This window comes from Polynucleobacter sp. Adler-ghost (assembly GCF_018688495.1).
Classification (GTDB): domain Bacteria; phylum Pseudomonadota; class Gammaproteobacteria; order Burkholderiales; family Burkholderiaceae; genus Polynucleobacter.
This window is the reverse complement of the sequence record NZ_CP061320.1, coordinates 678,358-696,022: the sequence shown is the minus strand read 5'-3', so window position 1 is coordinate 696,022 and position 17,665 is coordinate 678,358. Positions and strand designations below refer to the sequence as shown.

The 17,665-nt window shown below is 47.3% G+C and carries 20 protein-coding genes and 1 tRNA gene; 11 read left to right on the top strand and 10 right to left on the bottom strand.

What is annotated here, in order from left to right; all coding sequences use genetic code 11:
* The first annotated feature begins 42 nt into the window (after positions 1 to 42).
* The 4 genes from murI to ICV89_RS03630 are packed head-to-tail and all read left to right on the top strand — an operon-like array spanning position 43 to position 2,651.
* Positions 43 to 849 (top strand): glutamate racemase, encoded by an 807-nt coding sequence (murI, locus tag ICV89_RS03645; protein WP_215309778.1) that lies wholly within the window; start codon positions 43 to 45, stop codon positions 847 to 849.
* The gene (locus ICV89_RS03640; RefSeq protein ID WP_215309776.1) at positions 846 to 1,538 is read left to right on the top strand and encodes an energy transducer TonB; all 693 of its coding nucleotides are present in this window, start codon (positions 846 to 848) and stop codon (positions 1,536 to 1,538) included. Before murI ends, ICV89_RS03640 begins: the two co-directional genes overlap by 4 nt.
* A gap of 4 nt (positions 1,539 to 1,542) precedes the next feature.
* A complete protein-coding gene (locus ICV89_RS03635; RefSeq protein ID WP_215309774.1) occupies positions 1,543 to 2,235 on the top strand; it encodes a MotA/TolQ/ExbB proton channel family protein in 693 nt (230 codons plus the stop codon).
* A gap of 2 nt (positions 2,236 to 2,237) precedes the next feature.
* Positions 2,238 to 2,651 carry a biopolymer transporter ExbD gene (locus ICV89_RS03630; protein WP_215309773.1) on the top strand — a complete coding sequence of 138 codons (414 nt, stop codon included), beginning with the start codon at positions 2,238 to 2,240 and terminating at the stop codon, positions 2,649 to 2,651.
* On the opposite strand, the gene ICV89_RS03625 is transcribed toward ICV89_RS03630, so the two are convergent.
* Positions 2,648 to 3,094 (bottom strand): hypothetical protein, encoded by a 447-nt coding sequence (locus ICV89_RS03625; protein ID WP_215309771.1) that lies wholly within the window; start codon positions 3,092 to 3,094, stop codon positions 2,648 to 2,650. The genes ICV89_RS03630 and ICV89_RS03625 overlap by 4 nt on opposite strands.
* Positions 3,095 to 3,115: 21 nt before the next feature.
* Positions 3,116 to 3,204, bottom strand: a tRNA-Leu gene (locus tag ICV89_RS03620).
* A gap of 133 nt (positions 3,205 to 3,337) precedes the next feature.
* Here ICV89_RS03620 and ICV89_RS03615 point away from each other — a divergent pair.
* Both ICV89_RS03615 and ICV89_RS03610 read left to right on the top strand, forming a co-directional pair.
* Positions 3,338 to 5,803: a penicillin acylase family protein gene (locus ICV89_RS03615; RefSeq protein WP_215309769.1), complete on the top strand. Its 2,466-nt coding sequence runs from the start codon at positions 3,338 to 3,340 to the stop codon at positions 5,801 to 5,803.
* A 71-nt stretch (positions 5,804 to 5,874) separates the two neighbouring features.
* Positions 5,875 to 6,282, top strand: coding sequence for a surface-adhesin E family protein (locus ICV89_RS03610; protein WP_215309767.1), 408 nt, complete (start codon positions 5,875 to 5,877; stop codon positions 6,280 to 6,282).
* A gap of 21 nt (positions 6,283 to 6,303) precedes the next feature.
* On the opposite strand, the gene ICV89_RS03605 is transcribed toward ICV89_RS03610, so the two are convergent.
* Entirely contained in the window at positions 6,304 to 6,555 is a 252-nt protein-coding gene (locus tag ICV89_RS03605) for a hypothetical protein (RefSeq protein ID WP_215309766.1), read from the bottom strand.
* Positions 6,556 to 6,718: 163 nt separating this feature from the next.
* Here ICV89_RS03605 and purU point away from each other — a divergent pair, with 163 nt between their 5' ends.
* Positions 6,719 to 7,573 carry a formyltetrahydrofolate deformylase gene (gene purU / locus ICV89_RS03600; RefSeq protein WP_215309764.1) on the top strand — a complete coding sequence of 285 codons (855 nt, stop codon included), beginning with the start codon at positions 6,719 to 6,721 and terminating at the stop codon, positions 7,571 to 7,573.
* A 7-nt stretch (positions 7,574 to 7,580) separates the two neighbouring features.
* Here the strand turns inward: purU and soxA are convergent, their stop codons facing one another.
* From soxA to ICV89_RS03570, 6 genes are read right to left on the bottom strand one after another with little or no spacing between them, the layout of a single operon-like run.
* Complete coding sequence (gene soxA / locus ICV89_RS03595) at positions 7,581 to 8,366, bottom strand: sulfur oxidation c-type cytochrome SoxA (RefSeq protein WP_251370901.1); 786 nt, start codon at positions 8,364 to 8,366, stop codon at positions 7,581 to 7,583.
* A complete protein-coding gene (locus tag ICV89_RS03590) occupies positions 8,363 to 8,692 on the bottom strand; it encodes a thiosulfate oxidation carrier complex protein SoxZ (protein ID WP_215309762.1) in 330 nt (109 codons plus the stop codon). Before ICV89_RS03590 ends, soxA begins: the two co-directional genes overlap by 4 nt.
* Positions 8,689 to 9,174, bottom strand: coding sequence for a SoxY-related AACIE arm protein (locus ICV89_RS03585; RefSeq protein WP_215309760.1), 486 nt, complete (start codon positions 9,172 to 9,174; stop codon positions 8,689 to 8,691). The genes ICV89_RS03590 and ICV89_RS03585 overlap by 4 nt, the downstream gene beginning before the upstream one ends.
* A gap of 23 nt (positions 9,175 to 9,197) precedes the next feature.
* On the bottom strand, positions 9,198 to 9,632 hold the full coding sequence (gene soxX / locus ICV89_RS03580) for a sulfur oxidation c-type cytochrome SoxX (protein WP_215309758.1): 435 nt from the start codon (positions 9,630 to 9,632) through the stop codon (positions 9,198 to 9,200).
* Between the two features lie 19 nt (positions 9,633 to 9,651).
* Positions 9,652 to 11,892 carry a xanthine dehydrogenase family protein molybdopterin-binding subunit gene (locus ICV89_RS03575; RefSeq protein ID WP_215309756.1) on the bottom strand — a complete coding sequence of 747 codons (2,241 nt, stop codon included), beginning with the start codon at positions 11,890 to 11,892 and terminating at the stop codon, positions 9,652 to 9,654.
* A gap of 9 nt (positions 11,893 to 11,901) precedes the next feature.
* Positions 11,902 to 12,351: a (2Fe-2S)-binding protein gene (locus ICV89_RS03570; protein WP_215309754.1), complete on the bottom strand. Its 450-nt coding sequence runs from the start codon at positions 12,349 to 12,351 to the stop codon at positions 11,902 to 11,904.
* A 132-nt stretch (positions 12,352 to 12,483) separates the two neighbouring features.
* Here ICV89_RS03570 and ICV89_RS03565 point away from each other — a divergent pair, with 132 nt between their 5' ends.
* Together ICV89_RS03565 and ICV89_RS03560 are read left to right on the top strand one after the other, a co-directional pair.
* Positions 12,484 to 12,837: a CidA/LrgA family protein gene (locus ICV89_RS03565; RefSeq protein WP_215309752.1), complete on the top strand. Its 354-nt coding sequence runs from the start codon at positions 12,484 to 12,486 to the stop codon at positions 12,835 to 12,837.
* A complete protein-coding gene (locus ICV89_RS03560) occupies positions 12,834 to 13,559 on the top strand; it encodes an LrgB family protein (RefSeq protein WP_215309751.1) in 726 nt (241 codons plus the stop codon). Before ICV89_RS03565 ends, ICV89_RS03560 begins: the two co-directional genes overlap by 4 nt.
* 20 nt (positions 13,560 to 13,579) lie before the next feature.
* On the opposite strand, the gene ICV89_RS03555 is transcribed toward ICV89_RS03560, so the two are convergent.
* Positions 13,580 to 14,929, bottom strand: coding sequence for an aminotransferase class III-fold pyridoxal phosphate-dependent enzyme (locus ICV89_RS03555; protein WP_215309749.1), 1,350 nt, complete (start codon positions 14,927 to 14,929; stop codon positions 13,580 to 13,582).
* 103 nt (positions 14,930 to 15,032) lie between these two features.
* Between ICV89_RS03555 and ICV89_RS03550 the strand changes: the two genes are divergently transcribed.
* The gene (locus tag ICV89_RS03550; RefSeq protein ID WP_215309747.1) at positions 15,033 to 16,022 is read left to right on the top strand and encodes a tripartite tricarboxylate transporter substrate binding protein; all 990 of its coding nucleotides are present in this window, start codon (positions 15,033 to 15,035) and stop codon (positions 16,020 to 16,022) included.
* Between the two features lie 47 nt (positions 16,023 to 16,069).
* Entirely contained in the window at positions 16,070 to 17,659 is a 1,590-nt protein-coding gene (locus ICV89_RS03545) for a gamma-glutamyltransferase family protein (protein WP_215309745.1), read from the top strand.
* Positions 17,660 to 17,665: the final 6 nt, after the last annotated feature.

Here is a 17,665-nt window from a genome sequence, read left to right as displayed (position 1 = left end):
ATTTATTCATTGAATCAACCGCCCTTAGTTAAGTGACCTGACTTGGCACTCATCGGAGTTTTTGATTCTGGCGTTGGAGGCTTATCCATTTTGGATGAGGCTTTACGCCAACTTCCTGAGCATGACTTCATATATCTAGCCGACTCCATCAATGCCCCTTATGGAGAAAAGTCTAGCGAGTGGATAGCTTTCCGCAGCATGGAGCTATGCCAATACTTAGCAGCGCAAGGTTGTGATGCCATTATGGTTGCCTGCAATACTGCTACCGCCGAGGCCATTGCAGATATTCGTCATGAGCTCAGCAATATTCCAATCATCGGCGTAGAGCCAGGCATCAAGCCTGCAGCAATGCAGTCAAGTAATGGCATTGTTGGAGTACTCGCAACTGAGGCTACACTCAAGAGTGATAAATTTAGCGCTTTACTAGCCACCCTTCCGAATTGTCAGTTTGTTAAACAAGCGGGTGCCGGCTTAGTACCTCTAATTGAAGCGGGCCAAGCTCATGGTGAAGAAACGCTTGAGCTACTTGCTGAACATCTAGAGCCCATTCAGGAAGCGGGAGCAGATACGCTTGTTCTAGGATGCACGCACTACCCTTTCTTGCGAAAATCCATACGTAAATTATTGGGAGATTCAATCAATCTCATTGATACCAGCGAGGCAGTAGTCCGTCAACTCAAACGAAAACTAGAGTCACAGGGTAAGCGCTTAGATCATAATGAATATGGCTCGATCACATTCATCAGCAGTAAAGATGCGCAGAAATTGCAGCAGATGGCACACGAGCTCATGCAATCAGATCTTGATAAACACAGTATTGAATCTCAGTTAGTGAGTTCATTCACATGAGCAGCTTTTTAAATCGGATGAATGCGCTTCTACCATTCGATAAGACCGAACGCATCATTATTGGCATTGTTATTGCCTTGCATTTATTATTTCTGATTGGCTTTCAGAGTGGCATGAAGCCTGATAACGATAACAATCAAGATGATGCGCGAGTGATGGCTAATCTGGTAAGTCCTGAGGCTGCCAAACAACCACAGGCTGCCCCGGCCGCGCCTCCCCCAAAACCTCAGCAAGAACAAAAGAAGAAAACTGTGGATGAAAAATCCACGCAGGCACCAACCCCACCACAAACCCAACAACAGGCGCAGACACCGCCAGCAAATCCATCTAAAAGTGAATCACAGGCTCCCAATGCCACAGTTGCACCAGCCACTACCTCTGGATCCAGTGGCACACCGATTCAGACTGACATTGGTAAACTAGTCGTCGTATATCAACCAGATGCAGATGCTTACTACCCTTCCTTCTCTAAAAGATCTGGAGAACAAGGTGAGGTAGTGGTCAGATTGATTATTGATGAATCAGGTAGTGTTGAGGATGTTGCCTTATTGCGTTCTAGCTCATTTCCAAGATTAGACAGAGCAGCAACGGAGATTGGTCGTCGTTATCGCTTCAAACCATTTTTAGTCAATGGTTCGCCCCAAAGAATTTCTACCAACCTTTTAATTAAATTTAATTTAAAGAATTAATATTATGAATACACCATTTGGCTTAGCAAATTTATGGCTTGAGGGCGATGCAGTTACCCGCTTTGTTGCCATCGCACTTCTGATCTGCTCTATTGTGACTTGGGTAATTTTGCTTTCCCGTTTTTGGGATTTGCGTAATTTACGCAAACTCCAACCTGAGCTCGATCAGTTTTGGCGCGCCACCTCCTACGACCAGGGTCTGAATGCATTTACCAGCCATGCAAGTAATCCCTACTTTCAGATTGCTAAAGCGGCAAATGGCGCCTCTACCCATCACCAAAGCCAATCAACCAATCATCGTGAACTTTTGCAAACGCTGAACTACTCCGAATGGATGGCGAGAAGTCTAAAGAACAGCATTGATGGTGTTGCAGCCCAGCTGCAAAAAGGACTGACCTTCCTTGGCTCGACCGGCGCGACTGCACCATTTATTGGTTTGTTCGGAACGGTGTGGGGCATCTATCATGCTTTGATCGCCATCAGCAGCTCAGGTAGCGCGCAGATTGATCAGGTTGCCGGTCCCATTGGCGAAGCACTCATCATGACTGCTTTAGGCTTGGCTGTAGCGATTCCAGCAGTGTTAGGCTTTAATGCGATTAATCGTGCCAACAAGTTATTGGTCGCCGATCTGAATCGCTTTGGCAATGATCTTCTCGCTTACTTTGTCACTGGTGCCCGCGTGAAGTCTGGAGAATAAACATGTCTTTTAATCTTCAGAACGATCCAGAAGAAAGCGGCATCATGGCCGAAATCAACATGACTCCGATGGTGGATGTCATGTTGGTACTCCTCATTATCTTCATCATTACCCTGCCAGTCATTCAGCAAGCGGTGAAGGTTGAGTTGCCAAAAGCCAATAGCGTGCGCAATGAAGTCAAGCCAGAGTCAGTTCAACTCTCGATTGATGCTCAGGGTCAAATATTTTGGAATAGCACACCAATTGATTTAAAAACTTTTGATGGCTATGCAGAAAAAGCTGCTCAGAAGGAGCCGCAACCAGAAATCAATTTACGTGCTGATAAGTCGGTGAAGTATGAATATGTTGCTCAGGTATTGGCAGCCTCACGTCGTGCTGGCTTAACGAAGCTAGGATTTGTGACTGAACCTAATTAAGACTTATTAATAACCTGACATTGCTCTTGATAAGTCTTAGTACCCCCACCTAGGGTTGCAGAGAGAATTCCCCCTTTTACTGTCTCCGCCTTTCTCAACTGGCCTGTTGGGCGATTAATCGCAATCACCGTGATGACAGAGCCAGCACCATACTGAACACCATCATAATTTTCCGGGGGAAACTGGGCTTCCATTGAAATGAGGACTGTAAATTCAGAAATAAGAACACTCCTGATGGTTTGCCGACCCAACTCGCTAGCCCGATCTAAATCTCGGTTATCAACAAAGACTTTGGCTTTCTGATTTTTTGAGGCCGCCGTGACTTTGAGTTGATAAGTTTCGGTGTAGTTGTTTTCCGAACGCTCACAAGTAAAAACCAAGGAATCTGCAGCCAAACTAGGGGTGGCAAATAAAAGTAGGGAGAGAAAGTAAAGGTATTTCAAGGATGCCTGAAATCAATCGATTGGTGCCCGAGGCCGGAATCGAACCGGCACGACTTTTTTGAGTCGGCAGATTTTAAATCTGCTGTGTCTACCGATTTCACCACTCGGGCTCGCACGAGCAATAAAGCCGTACTAAATAAACCAAGACAAGCAAAATTTTAGCATGTGAGCCCTATCGGAGGTGGGAAGCCTGCTTTCATCAAGCTTAGGGTCTAGTTTAGGCAAACCCACTAAACTATTCCCATGAAAATACCCACGCAACGCTCAGGCCTGAAATCAGCCCTCAAAGGTATCTTTTGGCTTGGTTCTGCAGCCCTAGTCTTGATCATCGCCGCCGGAACAATCTACCTCATCTCAGCTCAAACTAATCCTTCTGGCAAGCGGATCATCAAGTCTCTCGGGGATTCTGTTTCGATTGCCTTTGATGAGAGTGACATTCCCCATATTCAAGCAAAGAGTTCTACTGATGCACTCTTTGCCTTGGGCTATTTGCATGCAAGTGAGCGTTCCTGGCAAATGGAAATTAATCGCCGACTAGCTAGTGGGCGACTCTCTGAAATTCTTGGTAAAGAGACCTTCGCAATTGATCGCTTTATTCGGACGCTGGGTATTAAGCGTGCCGCTGAGAAACAGTTTGATCACTACCCTATTGCTACCAAGAGATTACTTCAGTCTTATGCAGATGGAGTTAACGCTGGTAATGCCCACTTAGGCTGGGCCCTTCCAGTTGAATACTTTTTAACTGGGTCCAAACCAGGGCATTGGTCACCTACTGATAGCGTGGCGTGGATGCTCATGATGGCGCTCGATCTTGGCGGTAACTGGCAAAAAGAATTACAACGCCTCGAACTATCGCAGTTTTTAACAACTAAGCAAGTATGGGAAGTAATGCCACCATATACTCCTGGTGAGCCTGTGAGCAACGTTGACTTTGCCAAAATGTATCAAGAAATTGATGTATTTAATCCAAACCCACTCACAAGAGATCAAAAGTCCAAGAAGCTACCAGCAACCGAATTGACTATCAATGAAGTGCCGGGTGGCAAGGAAGGTATTGGATCAAATAACTGGGCGCTTAGTGGAAAGCTGACAGCCTCTGGAAAGCCCTTGCTGGCAAACGATCCGCATCTAGGCTTATCGGCGCCAGCGATTTGGTATATGGCTCACTTAGAGGCGCCAGGTCTCAATGTCATTGGTGCGACCCTCCCTGGCATTCCGGCAGTGGTACTGGGCAGGACCGATAAGTTTGCCTGGAGCTTTACGAATACCGGCCCAGATGTTCAGGATTTATATATTGAGCAGCTAGATCCAAAAAATCCTGGAGTGTATCGAGGACCAGACGGCCCGCTACCCTTTAAAGTTCGTCAAGAAATCATCGACATTAAAGACGAGCCCTCCGTGCGCTTTTTAGTCAAAGAGACGCGGCATGGTCCAGTGATTTCTGAATCCTATGCACGCGCAAAACGAGCCATCGACACCGATCGTTTTGTTTTGTCTTTACGCTGGACAGCGCTGGATATTGAAAACCAGTCCGTTGCCGGTTTGCTGGATATGAATCACGCCAAAGATTTAAATACATTCAAGCAGGCGCTACGCAAAAACTATGCGCCCATGCAAAACGTGGTGATGGCGGATGTAGATGGGAACATTTCGCTTCAAACTACTGGGGTCGCCCCAAAACGCACTTTGCATCAAGGTTTGTATGGCGTGGCGCCAGCCTTGGGCTGGGAGAAGCAATATGATTGGACTGGCTACGTCCCCTTCGAGCAACTGCCTAATAGCAATAACCCAGAGGCTCATTGGATCGCTACAGCCAACCAGAAAATCTTAGCCAATAACGATCCAAATCCATTGACCGGCGATTGGGATCTACCAACCCGCTATGACAGAATTGTGGATCTCATTCAGGGCAAGTCAACACATGACCTCGCCTCCATGAAAACTATGCAAGCAGATACCTTGTCTTTGGGTGCCACCCCATTATTAGAATTATTTAAATCGGTACAGTCAACACATCCACTAGCCCAACAAGCAATTGAGCTTAGCAAGAACTTTGATGGGGACATGAAAATCGATAGTAGTGGTGCGCTCCTATTTAATGCTTGGGCTGACCAACTCACACGCAAACTCTTCTCACGCTTAACTTATTTATTCACAGAGAATTACGGTACGCGTAGCTTTAGACATGCGCTGATATTGCAATTACAAAACCCCAACAGCCCTTGGTGTAACGACCCCAAAACTGAACAGATTGAGAGTTGTGTAGATGCTTCGAATGCGGCGTTTGATAAGGCGCTTGAGCAGCTTAGTTCCCAATTTGGTAGCAACCCTAAAAATTGGGTATGGGGTAACGCGCATATTGCAGTCTCCGAGCATCGCCCTTTAAGCAAGGTACCACTGCTTGGAAATTTCTTCAATTTAACGCAGCCGTTTCCTGGCGACAGCTTTAGCATCAATGTAGGGCGTCTCGAACTGCTGAGGGCTGATAATCCTTTTGAAACTAAGCAGGCTCCCAGTCTGCGCACACTCTATGACCTCGCTGACTTAGAGCAGTCCCTCTTTGTGTACCAAACTGGACAATCTGGCTGGGTACAGAATAAGCTGTACCGTAACATGAGCGCGCTTTGGGCTCGAAATGAATACCTTCCCTTACAAATGAAACCCCAAAAGATCAGCCGACAACTAGACCTGAGTATTAAGGAAAAATAAGCTGGGGCGTTTAGAATGATTCCTAAGAGCCCTGTTGAGACTCAAACTACTTACTGACAATGCTATTGATTATGAAAAAAATATACGTACTAACTCTTTTTACCACCCTCTCCTTACTACCGTTTTCTAGCAGCTTCGCTGAGTGGAAAGAATTAGGATCTAATGCGGTGATGGTGGTGTATGTTGATCTTGATACGGTCAGCGCATCTGGCGAAAAAGCACAAATCATGTCTATGCTCGACTTGAAGAAACCTGGCGTTAACCCAAAAACAAAACAGCCTGTTAGCTCAATCATCGGCATCAATGAGTACGACTGCCCAGCCATTAGCTACCGACCAATCGAATACAAAGAGTTCGCTGGCAATAAAGGTAGCGGCAAGGTGGTTTCAGACAACAAAACTCCCAATAGTGAATTTGAGCCTGTAGTAAGCGAGTCTTGGGCAGCTGGAGTGTTCAACGTTGTTTGCCAGCGCAAATAAACGTCCCATTTTGAATGTCCGTCAAAGCAGACCAAACCCATCGGGCTGGACTGCTTTTGGATGCATTGTTCTTTGCTTCAATTTGAGTGCTTGTGCAGCGCCATTAATGGCTTTAGGAGGATCTGCCACTACCGCTGCAAGCTCTGCAGGCTCAGTAGCGGTATCGGCAGCAGTAGCCAACCCTTCAACTGCAGCTAGTGCTATCTCTACTGTAACCACTGGCAAGTCCCCTTTGGAACACGCCGCCTCCGCGGCAACCAAGCAAGATTGCAATTTTCTGAATGCCTTAGGACCAAAGCCGATTTGTTCGGATATCCCCGTTCCCAAAATCAAAGATATGAGCGAGCCCTACCTAGGTCCAGCAGATAGCCTCACTACCACCAAATAAGCAGTCTAAAATTACGTCCTAAAAGTAATCTTTCCCCCTTTTAAAGTCATGACCACAGAAAACTACTACCTCACACTTACTTGCCCTAATAGACCGGGCATTGTTGCAGCCGTTTCAACCTATATCTTTGAATTAGGTGGTGATATTGAGGAAGCTCAGCAATTTGATGACAAAGCCTCTAAACGCTTCTTCATGCGCGTGAGCTTTAGCTGTAGCGCTGATACCAAATCTCTCAAAGCTGGCTTTGTAGACATTGCTAAGCGCTTTGATCTCACTTGGGACTTGCGCGCTGTAAAAGATTTAAAGCGAGTGCTGATCATGGCATCCAAGCTAGATCATTGCTTGGTAGATCTTCTCTATCGTTGGCGTATTGGTGAGTTGCCAATGATTATCAGTGGGATTGTTTCCAATCATCCGCGTGAGGTTTACTCTAGTATTGATTTTGCGGATATTCCGTTTTATCACTTACCGGTGACGCCAGAGACGAAGGCAAAGCAAGAAGCAAAGCTCCTTGAAATTGTTGCTGATGCAAAAGTCGACATGGTTATTTTGGCGCGCTACATGCAAATTCTGTCGGATGATTTATCCACCAAATTATCTGGACGCTGCATCAACGTTCACCACTCATTCTTGCCGAGCTTTAAAGGCGCCAAGCCTTACCATCAAGCCCATGCTCGCGGCATCAAGTTGATTGGCGCGACCGCACACTTTGTGACCAGTGATTTAGATGAAGGTCCAATCATTGAGCAAGACGTGACTCGTGTCACCCATGGCGATACGCCTGAAGACTTAGTTCGCAAGGGTCGAGATCTAGAGCGCACCGTACTCTCACGCGCCCTGCGCTACTATTTGCATGACCGTGTTTTGATTAATGGTGCAACTTCAGTCGTTTTCTCAGACTAAGCTGTACTCAAGGCCGGACCCCTGGAGTTTCTAGGGGCATGCCTCTAGCCCGCCACATCAGAAACAACTCTAACTGAGCCATCTCTTGCGAGCCGTACTCAAACTGCTGAGCGCGCACCCCACTCATACAGTTGCGTAAACGTCTTTGTAAAGACCCCATGGTCTGCCATTCAATTCGGTAAATTGGGTAGGCAGTTGGGTGCCCCTGAGGAATGAGACTTCCTCCTAATTTCAAGCCAGCGCGATCTTGATGACATTGGGCGCAAGATAAGTTGAGTTGACCCATTCTTTCATTAAAGAACTGACGGCCTTGTTGTAGATCTTTTTTATTCTGAGGCGTTTCTTGAACGGCGATTGGCATACCCTTGGATTGACTTGCTACCCATGTTGTTAAGGCTAGGAGTTCTTTACTCTCATAAGCTAGTACCGGGGCCTCTTGTCGTGATGACCGACACTGATTAATTTGCCCCTCCAGGGTCTGCAACTTGCCTTTCTGCATCTTAGGAAACTGTGTGGCTACACCAGCCATCTTTTGCCCACTATCACCATGACAGGATGCACATGCGATGTTCTTTGTTCCGGTCTTTTCTTTCCAGAGGCTCTGACCATCCATGACCCAAAATAAAGCGGGGTTAAGATTAGCGTCATCTTGCATTGCCCGATTTTCTGGTGTCATCAAGTAATAGCTTGATTGCCGAGTATCTTTTGAGACTTCAAGTGCCTGACTAGAATCAACGCCAATCAGAATGAGCAATAGCGGTAATACACGAAGGCAGAAAACGAACAGATTCACGAGACGGTAATTTGCGCCTGGTTTACTGCCTCATAGCCACCATCCCCCACCCACTTAAATACGAGCGTGCCAGAGGCTACTGCTACGGTAGTGAAAATAATAAGGGGGTTAGCGCCGATGCCTGGATAAAAATCCGCTCTGAATACTTCCTCGCCGTTGTATTGACAGGTAAAGAGGCGAATGATGTCGCGTGGGATCCGCTTTCCATCCTCTGTATATCGATAGCCTGTCTCCATATCATGCTGAGCAATTGCCCGAATTTCAATAATGGCACCTTTTTTTGCTTGGACTGGCATCGTGATACCAGTGCGGGAGGTCTTACTCATATCATCTCCGTGCAAGCTGAAAGAGTAACTAGCGTATCGGCATATCCCTGCCAAAAGCTACCATCACTCATTTGTGCAATAGCCCATACCCGTTGTGAGTCAGCCAACCTCACCCGAGTAGTTAACTCAGCGCGGCCGGAACGGGGTGTGAAATACGCAGTGAATATATTGGGGGATGGATTCTCTTCAGCAATCACATGCACCGCCTTAACGTAATCATTTGCTGTCATGGGGCTTTCTATGGAGAGCTTGAGAACCACCAAGTTGCCACTCTCCACCAAAGGCGGAATCACCAACTTCACTCGGCCATCACGAATAGTGTTCGAGCCAGCGATTTTTGCGATCGCTTCCATTGCATCTGGCTTTTTAGCCATCGTCAAACTCGGAGCCATCCAAGTGGATAGACCTAAAAGACCCAGCGCAGACAAATACATACGCCGACTCAGTTTGATGGGGTTTGAACTCGGATTGAACTCAGTCATATTGATTTCATAATTTCAGTTGGTTATTGAAGGCTCACTAAAAAAGCCACAACATCTTCTATCTCTTGGCCAGTCAGAATGGTCTGATCAGCAAACTTGGGGGCCACACGACTCAGACCAGAAGTACGATAGTACGCCGGCATGATACTTCCTGGGTTCAAGCGGCTTGGATCAACTAATCGAGCCCGTAATTGAGCTGGAGTGGATTGGCCGACGCTAGCAATTAAGTCCGGCGCTAGATTACCCTGAAAGCGCTCTTCCGGAAATGGTCCACTATGGCACAGCAAACATAAACCGACTTGACGACTAGCTACTATTGCACGCCCCTTCACAGCATCCCCCGGGGAAGAAGTAAGGGGATTCACAATCGAATCCCCCACCCAGGTTTGAGAGTGCGCTAAGCAAGGCAGGAAAAGAGTCGAGGTCCCTAGCAATAAAGCTGCTAGCGTTCGTCTCATTCCTGCTTGCCTATCATCATTAAACCAACTTAATGCCGCTGTTTTTCAATGGGACTGTGCGCAAGCGCTTGCCTGTGGCACGGTAGATCGCATTGAGAACCGCTGGTGCTGCCACGGCAATCGTTGGCTCTCCAACACCACCCCAATCCTTACCACCACCTTGAATGATGATCGTCTCTACCTTAGGCATCTGAGACAGGCGAATGGAATTGAAGGTATCAAAGTTCTTCTGCACAACCGCGCCCTTCTCGATCGTAATTTCTTCTTCGAAGAGAGCGGATAAGCCGTACACAAACGAACCAGAAACTTGACGAGCAACTTGTGCTGGATTGACTACATAACCAGGGTCGGTTGCAGCCACAATGCGATGAATTTTTACTTCATTCCCATTAGTGACTGATAACTCGCAAGCGGCAGCTACATAACTTCCAAATGAGCGCATTTGGGCGACACCGCGGAAAACACCTGGCTTAGCTGGCTTATTCCAACCAATGCCATCTGCTACGGCATTGAGAACGGCGATTGCACGAGGGAATTTCTCCATATGCTTGCGACGGAATTCCACAGCGTCAACACCGGTAGCTTCAGCCATTTCATCCATAAAGGTTTCCAGGAAGACGGCATTTTGATTGACGTTCACGCCACGCCAGAAACCTGGTGGCACATGGGTATTTCGCATTGCATGGTCAACCATCAAATTCGGAAAGCTATAAGTAATGCCATGCTCACCCGCAGGATCTAATCCCTGAAACACTACAGGATCCTTACCCTTATTAGCCGCCACTACTGCTGGACGCACTGTTGCCAAAATAGATTGGCCGGACAAACGCATATCTAGGCCAGTAATATTTTTCTTATCGTCAATCGCGGCAGTCATTTTGCACATCATCACCGGGTGATAACGACCCTGCGTCATATCCTCTTCGCGAGTCCAAATCAATTTGATTGGTGTGCCCGGCATTTGCTTGGCGATATTGACAGCCTGAGTTGTGTAATCCTGGAAGGCGCCGCGACGACCAAATCCACCACCGAGGTTGACCTTATACACATTACATTTTTCTGAAGGCAAGCCTGAAGCAGCAATTACCGCAGCCAAGGATGCTTCACCATCTTGGGTTGGAACCCAAGCTTCGCAAGAATCTGGCGTCCACTTTGCCGTTGCAGTTTGTGGCTCTAGCGTTGCATGGTTTAAGAATGGATAGAAATAGGTTGCCTCAATCTTTTTAGATGCCTTAGCAATCGCTTCCTTAGCATCACCATTGGAGTTGCCTACAAAAGTATCGTTAGCTGTCAGCCCCTCTTCGAGCATTTTCTTAATCGTTGCGCTAGAAACATCCCCATTGCTACCGTTATCCCAAACAATATTGACGGCATCTAAACCCGTCTTTGCCTGCCAGAAAGTATCAGCAATCACGGCAATCGAAGAATCATTTACTTGAATGACCTTCTTCACCCCTTTGATACTGCTAGCCTTGGTGGCATCGTAGCTTTTGACCTTACCGCCAAATACTGGAGACTCTTTAATAGTGGCAACCAGCATGCCAGGCAACTTGAGGTCAATGGCATAGATTTGCTTACCGGTGACCTTGTCAGCCGTGCCATCAATACGATTCAATGACTTGCCGATCACAGTCCACTCTTTAGGATCTTTAAGAGCAATCTCCTTTGGCACTTCTAACTGAGATGCAGCAACTGATACTTTTCCAAAAGTAGTTTTACGACCAGATGGGGTGTGTGTAATGACGCTGTCTTTAGCTACGCACTCAGACACTGGGACATTCCATTGATTAGCTGCAGCCTGTACCAACATGATGCGAGCAGCTGCTCCACCCTTACGAACATACTGCTCAGAAGTACGAATACCGCGACTACCACCAGTAGAGTAGCTACCCCATGCTTGCTTACGCTTGAGACTCTCAGCTGGCGATGGGTACTCGTAAGATACTTTTTTCCAGTCGCACTGTAATTCTTCAGCAACCATTTGGGCTAAGCCAGTAATAGTTCCCTGACCCATCTCCGAGCGGACGATACGCACAACGATGTCATCGTTTGGCTTAATCACCACCCAAACACCAATCTCTGGTGTTGCGAGTGGGGCCATAGCAGTTGTGCCAGTCCCCATAGCAGCATTTGCTGATGAGATGAAGGAGAAGTCAAAGCCAATTGCTAGACCAGTTGCGATAGCGCTTGATCCAACAATAAAGTGGCGACGTGAAGTGTTGGTAGCGTTGGTAGTGTTTGTATTAATAGTTTTTGTCATGATTGCTCCTTATGCCTTGCTCACAGCATGAATAGCATCACGCACTTGTTGGAAGGTTCCGCAGCGGCAGATATTGGTGACCGCAGCATCAATCTGAGCATCAGTTGGTTTTGGGGTGTTGCGCAATAGGGCCGTAGTTGCCATCACCATGCCAGACTGGCAGTAGCCACATTGCGGCACCTGATTGTCAACCCACGCTTTTTGCACTTTAGAGAGCTGGCCATTTTTTTCCAGGCTCTCAATAGTTTCAATCTTTTTACCTACGGCTGCACTTACCGGAATAGCGCAACTACGGATTGCTTGGCCATCAAACAAAACAGTACATGCACCACACTGACCCACACCGCAACCATATTTAGTACCCGTTAATCCAACATGATCACGAATCGCCCATAACAAAGGGGTTTCTGGATCAACATCCACCTTGTACTTTTTACCGTTGACGTTTAAGTCAGCCATGCCCATTCTCCTTAGTGTTTTTTATATCAAGCCTTATCCAAGAGACAAAGACCCTCTTGTTGTAGTAATTATCTTAACGAAGAAATAATTTATTGCTTTGCAACATATATTGCAGAGCAGTAAGATCAAGACATGATCTCGGGCCTTGTCCAAATCCTTCTCTTTCAAAGCCTGGGTGAGCTAGTCTCCAAATTTGCCCTACCCACCCTCCCTGGTCCCGTGATTGGCTTGGTGCTACTGATTATTTGGCTGGTGCTCCGCAAAGGGATTAATCATGAACTCGCATTGGTGGCCGATGGCTTTAGCCAATACCTCGGCCTCTTATTTGTTCCGGCGGCCGTTGGGGTGGTGCTATTTTTACCCCAACTGAAGGCCAATGCCCTAGCAATCATCAGCGCCTTGGTCGGTAGCGTGATTCTCACCATTGCCACGAGCGCGATAGTGGTCCGCTTTTTGAGCGCAAAGCCAAAAGAGACAGGGCAATGAACGAAAAACACTCGATTGTGGAGATTTGGGTTTATCTCTCGGGCAGCCCTTTATTCGCCCTCTTTATTACTTTGGCGGCCTATCAAGTAGGTCTCTCGATTTATAAAGCTGCCAAACAGAATCCCTTAGCCAACCCAGTAGCAATTGCGATCATTCTGGTCGCCAGCATCATTCAATTTGTTGAAATGCCGTATTCCACCTACTTTGAGGGTGCGCAATTTATCCACTTCTTATTGGGCTCTGCAACCGTCTCTCTAGCCATCCCTATTTATAGAGGCTTGAGTAGTTTGAAGGGTCGATCACTTCCCTTGCTGGCCTCTTTAATTGCAGGTGGCTTGGTATCCATTGTGGGCGCAGTAAACATTGCTAAATTACTCGGCGCCGACTCCAGCATTACGGGTGCCATGTATCCCAAATCAGTTACCGCACCTATTGCCATGGGTATTGCTGAGCGTATTGGCGTATCCCCGACCTTAACCGCCATTTTTGCCGTCACTACCGGCATCCTCGGGGCTATTCTGGCCCCCTTTATTCTGAATGCGCTGGGAATGAAAGCATGGTGGCAGCGTGGTTTTGCTATTGGCATTGGCGCTCACGGCATTGGTACCTCGCGTGCATTTAGCATTCATCCTGAGGCAGGAACTTATGCCAGTCTTGCTATGGGAATGAATGGGGTCATTAGCGCGGTAGCCATCCCCATTCTGTATCACTTATTTAACTAGCATTCTGCTAGCGCTCGTCATTAGCTGATCTTCATAGCATCATCAATCGCATCACTCAGAACACTCACCAAGAACTCGACTTCGGCTGGCGTTGAAATAAATGGAGGGCCAACTGCAATCGTGTCGTTCGTAATACGCACTAAGGCACCTCTTTCAATACAAGCCTCTAAAGTCTTCATGGCTCGCAATCCTGGCTTACCAGCAATGGGCACTAAATCGACCGCACCAGAAAGACCAAAGTTACGAATATCCAGTAAGCCTGTTTTTCCCTTGAGGGCGTGCAGGGAATTTTCTAAGACCGGTTCCAGTGCTTTAGCGCGATCGACTAAATCATCAGATTCAAAAATATCCAGTACGGCATGAGCGGCAGCTGTAGGAATAGGATGGCCAGAGTAAGTGTAGCCATGGAAGAATTCAATCGCTTGCTCTTGCCCGCCTTGCGACATGATGGCATCGTAAATATCTCCGCGCACCAATACACCGCCCATCGGAATCACACCGTTGGTAATGGCTTTTGCAAAAGTGATCATATCTGGCGTCACACCAAAACGATCTGCACCAAAGTTCGCTCCTAAGCGCCCGAAGCCCGTAATAACTTCATCAAAGATCAACAAGATGCCGTGCTTTGTACAAATATCCCGAATCTTCTGTAAATAACCTTGTGGGGGCACAATCACCCCCGTCGATCCCTGCACTGGCTCTAGGATTACTGCAGCAATCGTGTTGGCATCATGCAAAGTGACAATATTTTCTAGCTCATCAGCTAAGTGTGCGCCCCACGTAGGCTGCCCTTTTGAGTAAGCCATTTGTGAGAGATTGAATGTGTGCGGTAGGTGATCTACTCCGGGCATCATCATTCCAGCAAATGCCTTGCGATTGGCCACAATGCCGCCAACGGAGATGCCACCAATACCAACACCGTGATAAGCGCGCTCGCGCCCAATCATCCGAAAGCGTGAGGCATTACCCATGCATCGATGATAGGCAACCGCCATTTTGAGTGCTGTATCTACAGCTTCAGATCCAGAGTTGGTAAAAAATACTTTATCTAAGCCTGTTGGCGCCAGATCAACAATGCGACTGGCCAAAGTAAAAGTAGCCTCACTCGCCATCTGAAATGCAGGGCAATAGTCCATGGTTTCATACTGCTTTTGAATGGCTGCACCAATTCGTGGATCAGCATGCCCCAAAGGTGAGCACCACAAGCCCGATAATCCATCGAATAACTTACGACCATGGTCATCAAAGTAGTAAGCTCCTATGGCTGACTGCATTACTTTTGGATGCTGATGAAAGTAACGATTTGGCGTGTATGGCAACCAATAGGCCGACATATCAATAGCTGAAGGTGTTTGAAGTGCTGCAGTCATAGTTGTCTCAATTTAACTTTTATTATTCGCTTTACACCCCTTGGGTGATTTCCAATACTATATTACCTACTTATTTTTACCTACTTACCCACTGGACAATGTCATGAACTTCTTGAATCGTTTTTCAAAACCATTCCTCGGGCTTGCAATCATTTCAAGCTTGTGTGGACAAGTGCTAGCTGCACCAGATACGGATTGGCCTAAAAAACCAATCGTCGCAGTTTTGTCATTTCCTGCAGGTGGTTCTACCGACGTATTTGCTCGTGCCGTTATGGCTCCCTTGGGCGAGGCTCTCGGACAAGCGATTGTGATTGAAAATAAACCGGGGGCAGGTGGCATGATTGGCTTGGGCGCAGCAGCCAAGGCCGCTCCAGATGGTTACACCATTCACTTCAGTGCGATGACTAATCAGTCTATTTCACAAGCACTCTTCAAAAATCCGCCAGCAGACCTTACAAAGGATTTTGCACCTGTTGCTCTCGTTGGCACTATTCCTCACCTGATTGTTGTCAACCCCACAGTTCCAGCTAAAAACCTGTCGGAGTTAATTACTTTCATTAAATCGAAAAAAGGTGACTTCAATTATGCGTCTCAAGGTAATGGCAGCCTCTCTCACTTAGAGTCCACTCTATTTATGCAACGTATCGGAGCCACCGGTACACATATTCCTTACAAAGGTAGTTCTTTCGCCTTACCTGATTTAATTGCCGGTAACACGCTCATGATGTTTGATAGCGTGACAGCATCACTGCCACATATTCAGAGTGGTAAGTTACGCCCTATTGCTATTGCTGCAGCAGAGCGCTCACCATTAATGCCCAATGTCCCCACCTTAGGACAAGATGGTATGAAGCAGTTTGATGTGGAAAACTTTTACGCGGTTTATGTACCTAAGGGTACTTCTCCAGCAATCATTGCCAAGCTGGAAAGGGAGATCCGTAAGATTCTGACTAACCCCGACTTCAAAGCGCGTTTAGCAACCCAAGGTATTCACCCACAATTTGCTAACTCCGAGCAATTAACTTTGATCACGCAAAGCGAGCAGGACAAGTGGGCGAAGGCAGTAAAAGCAGCCAACGTTAAAATTGACTAATTGCCCATTCCTTTTGCTCACACCTTCTTATTGAATAGATCAGATCCATGTTAATTTCCCCTCCCTTTGGTGGCGGCCGTGCCCCAGTCCTTGCTAAAAATGCAGTTGCTAGTTCACAGCCATTGGCAACACAGGCAGGCATTGAGGCTTTACAACATGGCGGCAATGCAGTTGATGCAGCCTTAGCGACTGCGATCACACTGACCGTGGTTGAACCCACGATGAATGGTCTTGGTGGCGATGGCTTTGCTCTCATTTGGGATGGGAAAAAACTCCATGGTATGAATGCCTCCGGTCGTGCCCCAGCTGCTTGGACGCCGGAATATTTTTCTGGCAAAACCGCCATGGATTTGATTGGCTGGAATACCGTGACCGTACCTGGCATGGTTTCGGGTTGGATTGAGTTATCTCGTAAATTTGGCAAGCTGCCTTTTGCGCAACTCTTCAAGCGCGCTATTGACTATGCTGAAAACGGCTTTCCAGTCTCACCAGTAATCGTCCGTCAATGGCGCGAAGCCATTCCCGTTTTGAAGAATGAACCTGGTTTTAGTGAATCCTTTTTGATTGATGGCAAGGCACCTACTGCCGGTCAACTTTGGCGCTACCCCGCCCAAGCCAATACTTTGCGTGAGATCGCCAACACTGAAGGCGAATCTTTTTACACAGGAAAATTAGCTCAAAGCATGGTTGACTTTGCTCAAAGCACGGGTGGCTGTTTCACCATGGCAGATTTTGCTGCTAATCAAACGGACTGGGTTGAGCCATTGGCATTTGATTATGGCGATTACACCTTGCATGAGATTCCTCCCAATGGTTCTGGCATTGCAGCCCAGATGGCACTCGGTATTTTACAAGCGGCAAATGCAAAACAATATCCAGCGAATTCTGCGCAGCGCATCCACCTGCAAGTAGAAGCCATGCGTATCGCCTTTGCTGATGCTTACGCTCATGTATCCGATGCCAGCACCATGAAAGTGCCAGCGAGCGCCCTATTAGACAGAGATTATTTGGCTAGCCGTGCTGCTCTGATTAATCACAATCAAGCAGGCAGCTACGGCGCTGGAGATCCACATGCTGGAGGCACCGTTTACTTGTGCGCTGCGGATGAGAGCGGCATGATGATTTCTTATATTCAGTCGAACTTCAAAGGCTTTGGTTCTGGTGTAGTTGCTCCAGGTGGCATTGCCTTTCATAACCGTGGCATGAGCTTTAGTTTGGTCGATGGCCATCCGAATCAAGTGGCACCAGGTAAGCGTCCTTTTCACACCATCATCCCCGCATTCCTTACTAAGGGTAATCAACCCACTATGGCATTTGGTGTGATGGGTGGCAATATGCAGCCACAGGGACATCTTCAGTTTGTAATGCGCTTTGTTGATGAATACCTCAATCCTCAGGCCTGTTCAGATGCGCCTCGCTGGAGAATTGATGATGTGGGTAAGCTCACTGTTGAAGCTTCCATGCCAACTGCAGTAGTCGAAGGATTAAAAGCAATGGGACATGAAGTGACTGTCATGCCAGCGAACAGCCTAGACTTTGGAAGCGCTCAAGCGATTGCCCTATTAGGTGAAGAAACTCAGGATGCTTATATTGCCGGAAGTGATCATCGTCGGGATGGCTTGGCGGCTGGCTTTTAATTTTTC